This window comes from Pseudomonas sp. McL0111, from assembly GCF_052567255.1.
On sequence record NZ_CP199585.1, the window covers coordinates 5,705,581 to 5,722,859 of the forward strand.

Here is a 17,279-nt window from a genome sequence, read left to right on the forward strand (position 1 = left end):
CCCATTTGTGGCGAGGGAGCTTGCTCCCTCGCCACAGGGTCAAGTGTCAGAAACCAACGCTGGCCTGCACAAAGAACGTGCGCGGCGCGCCGACGTACATCCCCGAGTTGTTGTCGCTGGAGCGGGTGAAGTACTGCTTGTCGAAGACGTTTTTCACCCCGGCGCCGAGCTTCAGGTTTGACAGCTGCGCACCAAAGTCATAACCGCCACGCACGTTCCAGGTCACGTAACCCGGAATGTCGCCGTACTGCCCGTCCGCCGTGCCGTCGGTGATGTAGTTGCCATTGAAACTGCCATCAGCGTTGACCCCGGTGCCCGGCGAGCGCTGCTTGGACTGAGCGAAAGCATCGACGTTATAAGTCCAGCGATTGATGTCATAACGCAGACCCGCCGTGGCCACCTGACGCGAATAGAACGGCAGATCGCGGCCCTTGAAACCCGGAATCTCGCCTTCGTAAACAGCGCGGGTGTAAGTGATACCGGCGTTGGCGCTCAGGCCGTCGAGGCGAGGATCAAGCGCGGCCATGTCGTAATGCACCGATGCTTCGATCCCCTGGTGCTTGGTCGCGCCGAGGTTGGTCCAGCCAACGTCGTTGCTGATGTATTGCAGCTCATCGTCGAAGTCGATGTAGAACAGCGTCACTTCGCCGCCCCACACGTCATCGTTGTAGCGCGTACCGATCTCGTAAGTCTTGGCCTTTTCCGGGTTCAGGCCGTTGGCGGTCTGGTCACCCGAGCCGCCCTGCCCCAGCTGAAAGTACTGCAAGGCGCCGAACGAGGTTTCGTAGTTGGCAAACAGTTTCCACGCGTCGGACATGTGATACATCACGCTCAACGCCGGTAGCGGTTCGTTGCTGTCGATGCTGCGACGCTTTTCCTGAACCGGTTTACCCGAGGTGTCGAGTACCGGGCGGTCATGCCACTCGGTGCTGATGTCTTCGAAGCGGATACCCGGGGTGATGGTCCAGTTGCCGACATCAATCTTGTTGTCGACATAGAACGCATTGGCTTCAGTTCCGCCAGTGCGATCCTGATAGACATGGCCGTCGGAAGACTTGGTCACCACCGGCTGATTGTTCACCAACGCGAGACGGCTGGCCTCTTCATGCATGCCTTCCTTGAGGTAGCGATAACCGACGCTGACTTCCTGCGTGGTCGGGCCGACATCGAACACATGGGACACCCGCGGTTCAATGCCGAAGGTGTAGTAGGTACGCGGATAGGAACTGAGGGTTTTCTGGTCGCGGGCGGCAATCGTGCTGCCACGGAAACTGTCGGAGTAGTAGGTCAGCACTTCCGCCTGAGTGCGGTCGTCGATCTGCCGGGACCACTTGAACGACACGTCTTTGCGACGACCGCTGAAGTTGTCGTAGTCGCGGTCGGACTCGTACGGCTTGTCGTCATATTGCTTCTGCGTCAGGCCGCCGGGCATGTCGGCGCTGGCATCGTAGTAGTGAAAGTTGAGGCTGAAATCGTCCTGATCGGTCGGTGCCCAATGGGTCTTGAGGATCACGTCGTCGATGTCGTTGCTGTTGTTGCGCTCGCGGTAACCGTTGCCGTTGACCCCGGAGTACAACAACGCCACGCCCATGCCGTTATCGGCGGTGCCACCGAGGAATGCCGTGTCGATGTGTTTCCAGCCGCCGTAGCGCGAGGTTTCCAGTGTGGTGCCGATTTCACCGGTGGCTTTTTCCGGAATCGCCCGGGTCACGAAGTTGATCACCCCGCCAACGTTCTGCGGCCCATAACGCACCGAGCCGGCACCGCGTACCACGTCGATACTGTCGAGGTTGCCGGAGGAAATCGGTGCCATCGACAGTTGCGGCTGACCATACGGCGCGAAGGCTGCCGGTACGCCGTCGATCAACACCGTGGAGCGTGGCGACAGGCGCGAAGTCAGGCCGCGCACGCCGACGTTCAGCGAGATATCGCTGCCACCGGTGCCGTTGGAATCCTGCACCTGCACACCTGGCACGCGCTTGAGCACGTCGCTGACGTTCATCGCGCCCTGCTCGACCATCGCTTCGCGGCGGATCACTGTGCGGGCGCCGGGATGGTTCTGCACCACGGCGGCGTTGGCGTCACCGAGCCAGTCGCCGACCACTTTGATGTCGGTCACGCCCAGTTCCAGCGGGCCATTGGTTGCGGAAGTCGGTGCTGGCGTGAGGGTCACCGAGCCTTCATCGATCTGATATTCCAGACCACTGCCCTGCAGCAATTGGCGCAGGGCCTGTTCCGGCGACAGGTTGCCGTCAACTGCCGGAGCCTGTTTGCCGGCAACCAGATCCGGACTGAAAAACACTTGCAGCGAAGTCTGCTGACCCAGCTCACTCAGCGCCTGACCCAGTGGCTGGGCGCGGATATGAATGGCGTCGGCAGCGTATGCCAGCGGCATTGCAGCGTTGACCGCCAGCGCGAGTGCCAGCGGTAACCAAGGGGATTTTTTGTTGTTGGCAGAGGTGTTTTTCACGTCGTACGTAGTCCTGTGGATCGCAAGAGTGTGCGGCTGTTAATGCAAACCAGTTGCAGTTGAACAGGAAGACGACGAACTCGAAAAAAACCTGAATTTTATTTTGAAATTATTTCCTGACTGCCGTCGGCAAGCGAGCGAATCGCCACCGGCAGGATGTTTGGCAAGGCCTTGAGCAAGGCGTCGGTGTTGTCGGATTTGAACACGCTGGTCAGGCGCAGACTGGCTACGCTCGGGTCGGTGACCGTCAGCGGCTTGTCGCGATAACGCGAAACTTCCTCGACCACTTCGCTGAGACTGGCATTGTTGAACACCAGCTTGCCGCTGCGCCAAGCGGTCAGTTCTGCCGGATTGACCGCGTAAGCCGTCGCCACCACGCCCTGCGCATCGACATGCGTACCGAGGCCGGCGGTCAGGCTGATGAACTGGTTGTCGGGTGCATTCCGGCCCTGCACTTTCACCGTGCCCTGCTCCACCGCGACCCGGGTCTGGGTGACATCGCGGCGCACATCGAAACGGGTGCCGGTGACCGTGACCTTGCCGCTGCCGGCCTCGACCACAAACGGTCGAGCAGTATCGTGCTCGACACTGAACATCGCCTCGCCCTCGGTCAACTCAATGACCCGGCGATCCTTTTCATAGTGCACCTGCAAACGGCTGCGACTGTTGAGATCGATCACCGAGCCGTCCGGCAGCGCCACATGCTTGCGCTCGCCGAGCGCGGTGGCGAACTCGGCGCTGTAGCCGTCGGGATGATTCAAACCACTGAACAAACCCAGGCCGAGCGCCACGGCCAACACACTGGCGGCTACGGCATAACGCACCAGCGGCCGGCGTTTGCGGCGGTCTGGCGGGGTTTCACACAAGGCTTTCAAGCGTGGCACCGGCAGCAGATCAGCCGCCGTCCACAAGCCTTGCAGCAACTGGAATTCGTCACGGTGCTGCGGATGTTCGCTCAGCCAGGCGTCGAAGCGCTGCTGTTCGTCAGCACTGATGGCCGGCTCCTGCAAACGCACAAACCAGCGTGCCGCTTCATCGCGCACCGTTGTTTGCCCGCACGCGCAATCACGAGGTTCCATCATGGAATGTCCTGTTTGGCTGGGGATGAAAAGCTGCGAGCACTCATGACTGCAAGCCGTCGAGACGGTCACGTAAATGCCGCAGGGTGCGGATCATATACTTTTCCACCATGTTCTTGGACAGCCCGAGGCGTTCGGCGATTTCCGCCTGCGTCAGGCCCTCGATCTTCTGCCAGACGAAAATCCGCCGGCAATTGACCGGCAGCTCCGCGAGCGCCCGCTCGATGGAATCGGCCAGCTGGATCGCATGCATGTAATGCTCCGGGTCGCCGGTTGACGACTCACTGTGATCGATCGCCTCCGACTCCATGGCTCCCCGTCGATCCTCACGCCGATAACCGTCGACCGCGATATTGCGCGCGGTCTGATGCAAATACGCCCGAGGCTGCTGCACCGCCGTCGAATCGGATTCGAGCACACGCACAAAGGTGTCGTGCGCCAGATCCTCGGCCTGCGAGCGATTGCGCAGGCGGCGGGTCCAGGTGCCGATCAACTCTTCGTAATGCTCGAAAAAGCCGGGTCTGCGGGGCAGCATGGGGATCATTGCGGCACGCTGAGGAATGGGGCGTGAATAGTAATGCTTCCTATTAAGCCCGGCAAATCATTCCTTGAAACAGCGATAAAGAGTATTGCGGTTTTTTTGCTCGCCTCTTACCTCAAGATCACCGTGTTTTCGAAATCACGCCGCTCATGTATTGATTCAGATCGCGCAGATCATTAACACTCCAGGCGTGCGGCGGTATCTTTACAGCGTTTTCTCGCAACGTTTTTGGAATCAGGTTTCCACCGGGGCGAAGCACTACTGATGACACAATAACGCCCGGATACTCATTTAAACGTTTCTTGAAAGCGGCTGTTGTAAGGTCAGGTGTTGGAGGGTTGCTCTTGTTAGCCAATGGGCCAGTCGCTTTTATATCCGCCCCGTGGCACACGGCACATCTCTGAACATAGAGATCTTTCCCATTGGCATTATCCGCAAGGGATAGTGAAGTTTGAATCAGCAACAAAAGCCCTGACAAAGTGACGAGTGATAATTTCATATAGCCTTATCGAATACAGTTGTTTTTATAAATATTTGAACAGAGTTCATTCATTAACAGAGCTTATACGAGGCTCCACTGACAGCCATTGATCAGCCTGGAATATCTCTTGATGGTTTCTGCACACAACGGGTCGCAATCCATCAACTGCCCCATCCTCCCACACCCTAGATTAGATCCCACAACAACACGAACACGCCGTGGAGATCGCCTCATGCATAATTTTCAGACCCGCAAACAGCACAGTCCGGTCGACGCCTGGGATTCGCAGGACCCTGAGCAGGCCTTCACCCTGCCCTCGCGTTACTTCTACGACGACAGCCTGTTTCGTGCCGAGCGCGACAATATCTTCATGCGTGCCTGGCATGTGGCCGGGCACGTCAGTGAGTTTGCCGAGCCTGGTCAATTCGTGGTGACTGATCTGTTCGATCAAAGTGTGGTGGTAGCGAGGAACCGGCAGGGGCAGATTCATGGTTTTCACAACGTCTGCCAGCATCGCGGCAATCGTCTGCTGGAGGAGCGCCGTGGCACCACCGGCGGCGTGGTGCGCTGCGCCTATCACTCGTGGTGCTACGAGATGGATGGCAGCCTGCGCGGTGCGCCGCGTTGTGAGCGGATGAAGAATTTCGAACTGCAACAGTTCAACATTCCGCAGGTGCGCACCGAAGAATTCGGCGGGTTCATTTACTTCAACCTCGACCCGAATGCAGCGTCAATGCGTGATCTGTTTCCCGGCGCCAACGAAGAAATGCACCGGGTATTTCCGGACCTGACCGACATGCACTTGATCGAAGAACAGGACGTGATCGTGCCAGCCAACTGGAAAGTGATCATGGACAACTCCATCGAGGGCTATCACTTCAAATTGTCCGGGCCGTGCCATATCGACCTGGCCAAACTGATCGATTTCAAAGGTTATCAGTTGAGCAAACGCGACAACTGGTGGACGTACGCGGCACCAGCCAATCTGTCGGCGAGCGAAGCTTACGGCGTGCCGCTGCGACCTGACCTCAGTCCGCAGGAATGCTTTTTCAATCTCGGGTTATGGCCGAACAACACCTTCTATACCTTCCCCTTCTCCGAGTTTCTCGGCTCGTTCATCATGATCCCGCTGGACGCCGAACGCTCGCTGCTGCGCTTCGGTTACTACTCCAGCAATCCGCAAACCGCTGCCGTCAGCACGGCATGCATGAAGTGGATGAACGAGGACCTTGGTCCAGAAGATATCGCTTTGAATATCTCGGTGCAGAAGGGCCTGCGCTCGCTCGGCTACGATCAGGGCCGTTACATGATCGACGCCCAGCGCAGCAATGAAAGCGAGCATCTGGTGCATCACTTTCATCGGCTGGTGTTCAACGGCATTCACGGGCCATCCGTGGACTGATCCGCCCTTCCCTTGCATTCGATTGAATGGAGCAGACCATGGACAAAACCCGGTTTGATTACCTGATTGTGGGCGCCGGATCGGCAGGTTGCGTGTTGGCCAATCGTTTGGGCGAAGACCCGAACGTGCGGATTCTATTGATCGAAGCCGGGCCTGAGGACAAGAGCTGGACCATCGACATGCCCTCAGCGGTGGGCATTGTAGTTGGCGGCACGCGCTTCAACTGGAGCTATCAGTCTGAACCCGAGCCGTATCTGGACGGGCGGCGAATCGGCACACCGCGAGGTCGTACACTCGGCGGCTCATCGTCGATCAACGGCATGGTCTATATCCGTGGTCATGCCCGGGATTACGACAGTTGGGCTGAACAGGGTTGCGATGGCTGGAGCTATCGCGAGGTGCTGCCGTACTTCAAGCGTGCGCAACAACACGCCGCAGGCGCCGACGCTTATCGCGGAGCCGAAGGGCATTTGCATGTGATACCCGGCGACGTCAGTTCAGCGTTGTGCGCGGCGTTTCTGGCGGCGGGTGCCGAGGCCGGTTATGGGCTGAGCGATGACTTGAACGGCTACCGGCAAGAGGCGTTCGGGCCGGTGGATCGCACCACTCGCAATGGTCGGCGCTGGAGCACTTCTCGCGGTTATCTGCATGAGGCATTGACCCGAGACAACGTGCAGGTGGTTACCGATGCCTTGGTATTGCGCATCTTGTTCGACGGCCTGCGGGCGGTGGCAATTGAGTACGAACAGAGTGGCGAGACGTCAATTGTTCGTGCTCGCCGCGAGGTGTTGTTGACGGCCGGTGCGATCAATTCGCCGCAGTTGTTGCTGCTCTCGGGCGTCGGCCCGGCAGCAGAGTTGCGTGACCTCGGGATCAGCGTGGTCCACGACCTGCCCGGCGTCGGCCGCCGACTCAACGATCATCCGGATGCGGTTGTGCAGTACCGCTGCAAGCAGCCGGTGTCGTTGTATCGCTGGACTACCGCGCCGGGCAAATGGTGGATCGGCGCGCGCTGGTTTATCCGTCACGATGGTGTGGCGGCGAGCAACCATTTCGAGGCTGGCGCGTTTCTGCGTTCGCGGGCAGGGATCGAGCATCCGGATCTACAACTGACGTTCATGCCGCTGGCGGTGCAACCGGGCAGTGTCGATCTGGTGCCGGGGCATGCCTTCCAGATTCACATCGACCTGATGCGTCCGACCAGCCTGGGCAGCGTCACCTTGCACAGCGCCGAGCCGCGCCGCCCGCCGCGCATTCAGTTCAATTACCTGAAAACCGCCGAGGACCGCGCCGACATGCGCGCCGGCGCACGGCTGGTGCGCGAGATCATCAACCAACCGGCGATGGCCGCGTTCAAGGGCGAAGAGCTGGTGCCGGGAATGGACGCGCAATCCGACGCCGAACTCGACGCCTGGGCCCGGCACGTCACGGAAACCGGCTACCATGCCAGCGGCACCTGCAAGATGGGCCCGGCTAGTGATCCGCAAGCGGTGGTCGATGCACAATTACGCGTGCATGGCCTCGACGGGTTGCGGGTGATGGACGCCTCGATCATGCCGATGATTGTCAGCGGCAACACCAACGCGCCGACGGTGATGATCGCGGAAAAGGCCAGTGACCTGATTCGCGGTTGCGCCCCGCCGCCATCCGCCGATGTGCCGGTGTGGATGCATCCGCACTGGCAGACCGAACAACGCTGAGACGTAGAGATAGCCATGAGCAAACCCGCCGCCCCCGCTGTCGTTGGCCCACCCTTGCGCGTGGCGGTGTTGCTGTTGCCGGCGTTTTCCAACTTCGGTCTGGCGGCAATCCTCGAACCCTTGGCCATCGCCAACTGGCTGAGCCAGCGCACGCTGTTCGAGTGGACGCTGCTGTCGCTCGACGGTGAACCGGTGCCGGCCAGCAACGGCCTGATCAGCACGGTCAGCGCAGGTTTGCATGGCGAACAAAGCTTCGATGCCTGCGTGGTGCTCGCCAGCTTCGATGTGCATCAGCACAGCCGCAATGCCGCGCTGAAGAGTTGGTTGCGCAAGCAAGCGTTATTCGGCGCGGTACTGATGGGCGTCGAGACCGGCACCGAACTGCTGGCCGCTGCCGGCGTGCTCGACGGTTATGAAGCCGCCGTGCACTGGGACAATCTGCAAGGGTTTCAGGAAAGCTATCCAAGGGTGTTGGCCAAGCCGCAGCTTTACACCCTGGAACGTCAGCGTCTGACTTGTGCTGGCGCCACCACGATTCTCGATATGCTGCTGGGCTGGATCGGTCAGCGCTTCGATCTGGAACTTGCGCGGGAAATCGGCCTGCACCTGCTGATGGGGCAGATGCGCGCCCCGGCGGACAATCAGCTCGATGGCGGGCTGGGCAACAGCGGCCTGTTCGGCAACAAAATCCGCCGCGCTGTGCAGTTGATGGAAAAGGCCCTGGAGGAACCACTGGACTGCGAAGCGATTGCCGAAGCCGTGGGCCTGTCGCGGCGGCAACTGGAGCGCCAGTTCAAGCATCAGACCGGGCTGTCGCCGCTCAAGTACTACATCACGCTGCGCCTGGCCAGGGCGCACAATCTGCTGCAACAGACACAAATGAGTGTCGCGCAGGTAGCGGCGTGTTCGGGGTTTGGTTCGCTGGAGCATTTTTCGCGGACGTATCGGGCAAGATTCGGCTGCCCGCCGAGCGAGGACCGGCGGCAAGTGTGGAGTGCACCGGTGATGCGTCAGCCGCTGGGTAAAGCGCCCGCCTGAAACGCCACACTCACTGCGGCAGCTCAGGGGGTCGGTGCGAGGTCCATCAGGTTCGGTAGGTGGAGTCTTCTTCATCGAGAATACCCATCAACGCACTGAAATGCTTATCCGCAAAACCTGTGTAATCCAGCCATTGCCGACACGTCTTGCGTGCCACTTCATCACTGACTACGCGCAATTCACGTCCGGTTGCCAGCGCAGTGATGTACACCTCGCATGCACGTTCGAAGTAATACAGATCATCGAACGCCTGCGCCACCGTCGGTGCGGCGATCAGCAATCCATGATTGCCCATCAGCAGGACCGGCTTGTCTCCCAGCAAACGGCTGACTCGCTGCGCTTCCTCGCCCAGGCCCATGCCATCAAACCCCTCATCAATCACCACACGTTCGAAAAAACGCATGCTGTTCTGCTCGATGGGTGGCAGTCGCGAATCTTTCAGGCAGGCCAGTGCCGTCGCGTATTTGCTGTGGGTGTGCAGGATGCAGCGGGCATGTGGCTGGTTGCGATGCAACGCACTGTGCAACGCCCAGGCCGTCGGGTCGGGAGCGTTCGGCTGGTCGAGGCGGCTGGGGTCTTCGGTATTGAGCAATAGCAGTTCGCTGGCCCTGATCCGCGAGAAATGTTTGCCGTAAGGATTGATCAGAAACTCGCGACCATCGGCAGAGGTCGCGACACTGAAGTGGTTGGCAATCGATTCGTGCAGGTTCAGGCGAGCGGCCCAGCGCAAGGCGCAGGCGAGCTGGATTCGCAGGGTTTCGGTGGGGTGAGTCATGGCGCTTGTCTCCCGGTTTCAGCCGAGTTTAGGGCGCTGAGGAATATCGACTTGACGGGAAACGACAGCAGTTGCCGCAATGAGCCGGCAGATCAAATGCAGGAGTGAGCCTGCTCGCGATGGCGTCTGTTCAGTCTGCATTTTTGCTGACTGAACAGACGCTTTCGCGAGCAAGCCCGCTCCCACAGGGTTTTGCGGTGTTTTAGCCTTTTTCGTCGATGCCTGCTTGCAGGGTCTGGCTGTCGAGGTGGCCGCTGAGGGTCACCGGGCCGACTTTCAGATTGCCGTTTTCAAGGGAAATTTTCGGTGCGTTTTCTTCGGTTTTCTGCGGCAGGTCCAGTCCGGCTTTTACCCCGTAATTGCGGCTGGTCAGGTCGGTGCTGCTGACCTTCGAATCACCCAGATCCACCTTGCCTGCTGCCGAAGAAATCCGTGCGCCCGTCAGTTGCGTGGTGCCGCCGACGTTGAGGTTCACACCCTGGCTGCCGCTGATCCCGGAGGCTTGTGCGACGCTGTCCTTGTGCGTGTATTCTCCGTCGACTTTCAGCGTTGGCTTGTAGTCGGTGCCGGCGAGTTTTTTCTTGTCATCCGGTGGGTTTTTCTTCGCCGTCAGGCCCAGGTCGACATCGACCTTGGCTTGACTGGAAGTGTCCTGACGGCTTTCGACGGTCAAATCACCCGCGACCTTGCCGCTGACAGTTTTCGCGTCGATCCGCGCACCCGACAGTTGAGCATCACCTGCGCTGTTGAGCACCACAGTGTCAGCCTTGATCTGGCTGTTCTGCTGCGTGGTGCCTTGCAGGTAATCCACACCAACCTTGGCCCCGGCGTTGAAGCCGTGGTCGCTGCTGGCTTTTTCATCAGCAGCCGTTGGGGTTTTGCTGCTCAGGTTGCCGCCAGCGTTCAGTGCAAGGTTCCAGTTGTTGCGGCTATCGGTGGATTGCGCCGACTCCTGAACGTAACCGCCCTTCTGCGCATCGACGTTGACGCTGGATGCGTTGACCTGTGTGCCTTGCAGGCGCACAGAATCACCGCTCAAAGCAACCGCACCCTGAGCGTTGAGCTGACCACCGTTCAGAGTCTGCGAGTTTTCATTGACCCGACCGATGTTGAAGTTGCCGCTGAGATTGCCACCCTGATCACGACTTTTCTCGCTGCTGGATTTGCTGGCGCCACCCTTCAAGCCACCGCCGAGATTGCTGCCGTTGGCGGTATGCGTGTCGGTGGCCGCTTGCAGATCGAGCTTGCCGTCGGCGTGCAGATCGATGCCGCCAGTGCTGTCGATTTTCGTGCCTTGCTGGATCTGATTGCCGCCGCTGCTCAGTTGCACGCCATTGCCGTGAATGCTCGCGACATGGGCTTGGCTATCGCTGGTCTGCTTGCCGGTGTGATCGAGCTGGAACCCGGCGCCGAGATCAACATTGCTGCCGTCGGTGCCCGGCAAGGTGCCGACCGTCAACGAAGCATTGCCACGCAGGCTGGAGCTGTCGCTGCTCTGGCGGTCGTTGGCCTGATTCAGCGCGAGATCGCCGCCAGTCTTGACGTTGACCGCGCCTTGACCGCCATCGAAACGACTGCCTTCAAATTGCGCATTGCCCGCCACATTGATGTTGACGCCCTGGTTGCCGGCATAACCGCCGACCACTGCAGTGGACGAATCCTTGCGCGTTTGGCTGTTGCCGCCCGCGCCGCTGCCGGCGACGTTCACGTCCTCACCGGTTTTGGTGTAGACGCGTACATCGACCTTGGCGTCAGTGGCGGTGTCGCTGCTGCTGTGGGTGTTGCTCGCGGCATCGGCCACCAGTTGATCGGCGCTGATGTTCACTTTGCCGGCGCTGGCGTTGTACTGCGTGCCTTGGTCGTGCAGCGTGCCATTGACCTTCACGTCCACAGTGCCGCCATCAAAACGGCTGACCACGGCGTTACTGTTTTGCTCGGTTTTGCTGGCGTTGCCGTGACCGACCGCGACGTCGATGCCGACGTTCGGCTGGCCGAGATTGCCCAGTGCATCCTTGTCCGGAATCTTGCCGCCGAGCACGTCTTTGACCGCACCGGCAATGGGCCGGGCGATGTCTTTGTATTCGACGTTGGCACCGATGTCCGCCGACCAGTTGCTCTCGGTGTGAGTGCTGCTGTCGGTGTTGCTCGCTGCGCGGTTGTCGATCTCGTTGGCGACCACATTCAGACCGTTGCCAGCCTTGAGTTGCGCGCCTTCGGTGCTGAGCTTGTCGGCATTGATCGTCAGGCCGCCGCTGCTTTGCACACCCGTGGTTTGCGCGGTGGTTTTGCTGGTGGTGTCTTGCGAGGTGCTGTGAGCGAAATCAACGCCACTGCCCGCACGGTCAAGACCGCCGGTGTAGTAAAAACCGCCGCCGGTGCTGCTCTTGTCGGTCGAGGTTTTGTGGCTGTCTTCTTCGGCCAGCAGCGAGACGTTTTTGCCGCTCAGCGTGGTATCGCCAGCAGTGGACTTCACGTCCGCGCCCCTGATCGTCAGGTCGCCGCCGGCCTTCACCTGCACGCTGCCACCGCTGAGGCTGGAGCCTTGCTGGGTGACGTCGTTGCTGGCGACGGTCTGCTGTTTGTCTTCGTAATGAATCCCGGCGCGATATTGTTCCGGCGTGTTTTCCTTGGCGTAGGCATCGAAACCACGCGTCTGCGTGCTGTCGCTGCTGTCATGGGTGTTCTGTGCCGAATGCACGTTCACGTCCCCTGCCGCATCGGCATTCAACGCGCCGCCAGCCTTGACCGTCGAGCCGGCCACTTCAATGTCTTTGGCGCTCTTGAGCTTGAGGTTGCTGTCCGACACCAGTTCGCTGCGCACCGTGGTGCTGTCCTTGCTGTTCTGGCGCGACTCGTCCTTGCTGATGCCGAAGAACTTGCTGTCCTTGTCGTGATTATTGCTGTGGGAAGTGTCCTGCACGCCGTCGATGATCAGCGAACCTTTGTCGCTGATCACACTGGCGTCGGTGCCGCCGCGCACCTGACTGCCGCTGATGCGCACGTCGTCAGCCTTGACGATGAGTTTGCCGGTGGCGTTGATTTTGCTGCCCTGATGCTGAGTCTGGCCTTTGTCGGCGTCCCCGGTTTTACCGAAGAACCCGCCGCCGACCAGGTCGCCGGAGTAGCTGTTATCGCTGCTGCGATTGGTGCGTGTGGCGGTGGTGATTTCCACTTGCTTGCCGGCCAGTTGCAGATCACCGGCGCTGTTCAATTCAGCACCTTCGGAGCGCAGCAACGCGGCGGTTTGCAGGGCGATATTGCCGCCCTTCAACTGGCTGGTAACACTGCGCTGCTCTTCGCTGCTGGTGTTCCAGTTGGCTTTCCACAGATGCTTGCGATGGTTGCCCTGATCGGTCCTGGTGTGGCTTTCGGTGGCAGCGGTCAGACGCAGATCGCCGCCGCTTTGCACGTCGAGATTCTTCGCCGCTTCGACCTTGGCGGCCTTCAGTTCAGTGTCTTTGCCGGACGACAGTTTGACGTCACGGCTGGCGACGATCTGGCTGCCGTGCTGGCGCGAGTCGCTGTCAGTCTCGGTGCGGTCGTAGGTTTCCCAAGTGATACCGATGGTGCTGTTGTTCCAGTTTTCGCGTTTTTCCTGGAGCTTGCGGCTCTCGACGGTGGTCAGGGTCAGGTTGCGCTTGGCATTGACGGTGACATCGCGGCCACTGACATCGGTCGCGGCCAGGGTCAAATCCTTGCCGCTGTGCAGACCGACGTCGCCCTGACTGCTGCGAATACCGGCGCGGGTCACGTCGAGGCTGTCGGGCACTGCCTGACCGCTGACGCTGAGGTCGCCGGCAGAACGAATCTGCACGCCGTCGCGCCCGGCAACTTGCACCGGCCCCACCCGCACGCCCGCACCTTCAGCGGTGCTGACGATATTGATGCGCCCGGCCTGCATCGCGCCGAACAGGCTGGCGTCGATGCGTTGATCGGTGGTGTGGCCTGCCGGGTCAACGGTTTTCACCTGACCACTGTCGTAGTCCACCTGATTGCGCCCGACCGTGAGGTTCAATTGATCGCGGGCATTGATCGCGCCCTGGCTGTCGATGCGTGGGGCGATCAGGTTGATCGAGCCTTCGCCGTTGCGCAGGCCACCGCTCTGAATCTGCAACTGACCGGTTGCGTCGCGGGTGCTCAGCGCTTGCAGTTTGCCGTCGTTGAGTTCCGGACGACCCACCACCAGATTGGCGTTTGGCGTGTTGATGAAACTGCCGCCGTTAACCGAAATACCGTTGGGGTTGGCCAACACGTAATCGGCGGCGCGCCCGAAGATTTCCTGCGCGCCGTTGATTGAGGAGGCGTTGCGGCTGATCACTTCATTGAGGATCACGCTTGCGGCCTGGCCCTGCAATTGCGGGTTGGCGGCCAGTTGTCCGGCGAGTTGCGACTGTCCGCCCTGCAAGGCGTTGTTCAGCACCAGGCCCTGACGGTCGACGTTGTAATCGAGGAACTGGTTGTGCGACAGGCCCGAGCCGTTCGGCGCGACGATGTTAACGATCGGCACGCCGCCCTGAGTCTGCAATTGCGCGGTGCCGCCAGGCCCGGGAGCGACCACGACACCGCCAGCCAAAGCGCTCGGCAGGTGTACGGCGAAGAACAGGCTGGCAATTGCCCAGCGCAGTTTGCCCCGAGGGGAAAGATGAAACGCAAAGGTGTTCACTGGCATAAGTCACTCTCCATGTAAGTACGGCATCACGCTGCGCGTTGGGATGAAGGCCGCGGCTGTCGCGCTCAGATCCAGCGGCTGTTTGTTCACTTGATTCAAATCTGCACATTTCATATCTGTAGTCCCACTCGCATCAGCCATGTTTCTGGCTCGTGCTGCAAACCGCTGGGGGTGTCGAGGCTGCGTTGGTAATCGACGTCCACTTGCAGATTCTTCCAGCCCAGATTCAGGCCGATGCTGGCGCCACTCAGGCGCTGGCCTTGTGCGCCATGGTCGGCTTTGATCCAGCCGTGGTCGAGGCCGACACGCGGGGTGATCTGCACCGGCCATTCAGTGCGCAGCGGCAGGCGCAACGTGTTGCGCCAGATCGCGCCGCTGGCACCGGAAGCACTGCTGACGCGATAGCCGCGCACGGCAGAGTCGTCGGTGCCGAGCAGTTGTTCGATGACCGGCAGCGGATCGGGGCTGTATTGCAGATTGAGCTGGCTCTGCCATTGCCAGACCTGCGCACCGAACTGGCCGTTGCGCCACTGACTGAGACCGGCGCGGTATTTGCGAAACTGCGCCTTGGGCAAATTTTTGATCGGGTGCGCGCTGTCGTCGTCGGCACCCAGCCAACGCAGGCCCTGGGCGTAATTGAAATCGAGGTTCCACACCGCACGGTCGAGCCAGAACAGATTGAGTCCGGCCTCGGCCACGGTCAGGGTCGGGCTCTGAATCCCCAAGCGGACGTTTTCCAGATAGCTGTCGACATCCTTGTGCGCCAGTTGCAGGTTGGCGCTGAGCTGGCGGCTCTGGTCGCGCCACAACACGCGGTCGGCGCGCAGACTGAGTTGATCAGTGGTGCCGGTGCTGTGAAAAGTCACGCTCGGCAATTTGAACGGCGCGCGATATTCGGCGTGACTGGCGAACACGCTGTACGTCCAGTAACCGTAAGGGATCGCGTAATACAGGCTGGCATTGCGGCTGTAACGGTCGCCGTGATTAAGCGTGTCGCTGGCGCTGAGACTCAACAGGTCGTTGAGTTCCAGCGGGCTATCAAGACTCAGGCTGACGGTATCGCGATCACGCCCGGTGCTGGCGCTGCCGAGGTTATCGGCGCCCAGTCCCAAGGCCCAGCGCGACTGGCCGCTGGTGCGCGAACGCAGGATGATCCGCGACGCGCCGGGCTGGCTGCCGGGGGTGATGTCGGCGGTCAGATCAATCGAGCGCAAGCGGTTCAATTGATCCAGACCTTGTTCCAGATCACGCAGGTTCAACGGCGCGCCGAGCATCCCGGGAAATGCGCCGCCGAGCGAAACCGGCAAGCTCTGATCGGCCAGTTCGATGGACTCGATGTAGCCTTCGTCGACCACAACATCCAGCGACTGCCCCGCCGCTGGCGCACTACTCAGGTACGGACGACTGGCGATATAACCCTTCTCGACGTAAATCGCGGTGATGGTCGCCAGCAGATGATTGATCTGGCCGACGCCCATGCACTGCGCGAGCAACGGTTTGATCCGTGCGTTGAGTTTGTCGCTGTCGATCAGCGTGACGCCGCCGACCCGCGTGCCACTTAGCGGCCAGCAACGCTCGTCGGGGGTAACAGTTTCAGGGATTGCGGGGGTGACTGGCGCCGGCCCGAACGCGCCGCGTTCAAGTTGCCGCTTTCTTTGCTCAAGCTGCAACTGTTGCAGATCGCGCTGCTGCTGTTGCTGCTGGCGCAGCACTTCCTGGCCCGGCGCGACAGGGTCGGCAGCTTCAATCGAGAACGCACAGACACTCAACACAAAGGCCGACAACAGCGGGCAACGCGTGGCACAACAACGAATCACAGCGCGAAACAAATACGGCACTCGACATCCTTGCGACCATCAGATGGCGTGATGCCACCTCATCAATAATCGTGATAGTCAGAGCCTTCCTACACAAATGCAAGACGCTTCCTACAGCGCTTACACTTCTTAAACATTTGATTTTCCTGTGGTCATCGTCAACAGCAACGCCAGTGCACAACACACCATAAGGGTTTCCCCGAGGGCCTGAGTCCAGGCCGCGAGCATCAATCCGGCACCGATCATCAGGTAATAAAGAAGCCCTAATAACGCGCCAGCTGTCCCCAGCCGATCCGAGTAACTCACCAATGCCGAACCGAGAATATTCGGGATCGCCATGCCGAAAGCCAACACCACCAGCAACATCGGTAATACAAACGCGATACTGCCTTGAGTCAGCCACACGCCAACTCCGCCGAGCAAACCGGTCAATGCGCCGAGCCGAATCAGTTGCAATGCGCTGTAACCCCGGCGCAGTAAACGTTTGTTTATCCACGCTCCAAAACCTGAGCCCAACGCCAGTGCCACACCGCTGTAGCCGAACCAGGATTCACTCAGCCCGAGCCGCTCGAAGATGAACGGCGCGAGGCTGTAATAACTGAACAACGCAATGTTGAACGATGCGACCCACAGCGCAGAACGCCAGATACCAAGGTCACCCAACATGCGCCCGAGCGTTTCGAACAGCCCGGCTGCACGCACCGGTGTTCGACGGGTTTCCGGCAGCACCCACCAACTCCAGGACCACAAAACCATGGCCAGCAGCACCAGTGCACCGAGCACGCCGCGATAGCCGAAGCCTTGCACCAGACTCGCACCGCTGAACAGACCAATTGCCGGACTGGCCGCCAACGCCATGCCCACCAGGGAAAATACCTGAGCCAGTTCGCTCCCCTGAAAGCGGTCGCGCAGCACTGTTTGCGTGACCACCGAACCCACAGCGGCGCCAAATGCAGCCAGAGCTTGCGCCATCAGCAAAGCATCGAAACTGTCGACGCACAGGCCGACAACGCTGGCTGCCGCGTAGAGCGCCAGCCCGGCGAGCATGGTAGGACGCCGACCGATCCGGTCACACACCCGCCCCCACGTCACCACGCCAAAGGCAAACGCCAGGAAATACACTGACAGTGTCTGTGCCGCTGCCTGCGGGCCGACATTAAATGCCCGGCCGATATCGCCCAGCGCCGGGCTGAACAAGGTTTGTGCGATCTGCGGAAACATCAGCAGCGCGATGCACAGCAGTAATAATTTTCGGTTGTTCATCTCTCTGTCACTCCTCAAACAAAACGTTGAGGAGTTTAAGAAGC

Annotated in this window: 11 protein-coding genes; 3 read left to right on the forward strand and 8 right to left on the reverse strand. The window is 60.1% G+C overall.

Translation table 11 applies throughout. The features are described from left to right. Window positions 1-46 precede the first annotated feature (46 nt). The 4 genes from ACTWLJ_RS25820 to ACTWLJ_RS25835 form a co-directional block, all read right to left on the reverse strand. A complete protein-coding gene (locus ACTWLJ_RS25820; protein ID WP_401210592.1) occupies window positions 47-2,470 on the reverse strand; it encodes a TonB-dependent siderophore receptor in 2,424 nt (807 codons plus the stop codon). Window positions 2,471-2,568: 98 nt separating this feature from the next. Further along, the gene (locus tag ACTWLJ_RS25825; protein WP_445179011.1) at window positions 2,569-3,552 is read right to left on the reverse strand and encodes a FecR family protein; all 984 of its coding nucleotides are present in this window, start codon (window positions 3,550-3,552) and stop codon (window positions 2,569-2,571) included. A gap of 40 nt (window positions 3,553-3,592) precedes the next feature. Next, window positions 3,593-4,093 carry a sigma-70 family RNA polymerase sigma factor gene (locus ACTWLJ_RS25830; protein ID WP_401210586.1) on the reverse strand — a complete coding sequence of 167 codons (501 nt, stop codon included), beginning with the start codon at window positions 4,091-4,093 and terminating at the stop codon, window positions 3,593-3,595. Between the two features lie 118 nt (window positions 4,094-4,211). Next, window positions 4,212-4,589: a c-type cytochrome gene (locus tag ACTWLJ_RS25835; protein ID WP_445179012.1), complete on the reverse strand. Its 378-nt coding sequence runs from the start codon at window positions 4,587-4,589 to the stop codon at window positions 4,212-4,214. Window positions 4,590-4,803: 214 nt separating this feature from the next. On the opposite strand from ACTWLJ_RS25835, the gene ACTWLJ_RS25840 reads away from it, so the two are divergent. Genes ACTWLJ_RS25840 through ACTWLJ_RS25850 form a run of 3 tightly spaced genes read left to right on the forward strand, consistent with a single transcriptional unit; the run spans window position 4,804 to window position 8,711 of the window. Continuing rightward, the gene (locus ACTWLJ_RS25840) at window positions 4,804-5,973 is read left to right on the forward strand and encodes an aromatic ring-hydroxylating oxygenase subunit alpha (RefSeq protein WP_445179013.1); all 1,170 of its coding nucleotides are present in this window, start codon (window positions 4,804-4,806) and stop codon (window positions 5,971-5,973) included. A gap of 38 nt (window positions 5,974-6,011) precedes the next feature. Beyond that, window positions 6,012-7,673 carry a choline dehydrogenase gene (locus ACTWLJ_RS25845; RefSeq protein ID WP_445179014.1) on the forward strand — a complete coding sequence of 554 codons (1,662 nt, stop codon included), beginning with the start codon at window positions 6,012-6,014 and terminating at the stop codon, window positions 7,671-7,673. 15 nt (window positions 7,674-7,688) lie between these two features. Then, window positions 7,689-8,711, forward strand: coding sequence for a GlxA family transcriptional regulator (locus ACTWLJ_RS25850; RefSeq protein WP_445179015.1), 1,023 nt, complete (start codon window positions 7,689-7,691; stop codon window positions 8,709-8,711). Window positions 8,712-8,757: 46 nt separating this feature from the next. Here the strand turns inward: ACTWLJ_RS25850 and ACTWLJ_RS25855 are convergent, their stop codons facing one another. The 4 genes from ACTWLJ_RS25855 to ACTWLJ_RS25870 all read right to left on the reverse strand — a co-directional run bounded on the left by ACTWLJ_RS25855 (window position 8,758) and on the right by ACTWLJ_RS25870 (window position 17,235). Beyond that, window positions 8,758-9,486: a class II aldolase and adducin N-terminal domain-containing protein gene (locus tag ACTWLJ_RS25855; protein WP_445179016.1), complete on the reverse strand. Its 729-nt coding sequence runs from the start codon at window positions 9,484-9,486 to the stop codon at window positions 8,758-8,760. Window positions 9,487-9,688: 202 nt separating this feature from the next. After that, entirely contained in the window at window positions 9,689-14,155 is a 4,467-nt protein-coding gene (locus tag ACTWLJ_RS25860) for a hemagglutinin repeat-containing protein (protein WP_445179017.1), read from the reverse strand. A gap of 110 nt (window positions 14,156-14,265) precedes the next feature. Then, window positions 14,266-15,993 carry a ShlB/FhaC/HecB family hemolysin secretion/activation protein gene (locus ACTWLJ_RS25865; protein WP_445179018.1) on the reverse strand — a complete coding sequence of 576 codons (1,728 nt, stop codon included), beginning with the start codon at window positions 15,991-15,993 and terminating at the stop codon, window positions 14,266-14,268. Between the two features lie 108 nt (window positions 15,994-16,101). Beyond that, window positions 16,102-17,235, reverse strand: a complete 1,134-nt coding sequence (locus tag ACTWLJ_RS25870) for an MFS transporter (protein ID WP_445179019.1) — start codon at window positions 17,233-17,235, stop codon at window positions 16,102-16,104. Window positions 17,236-17,279: the final 44 nt, after the last annotated feature.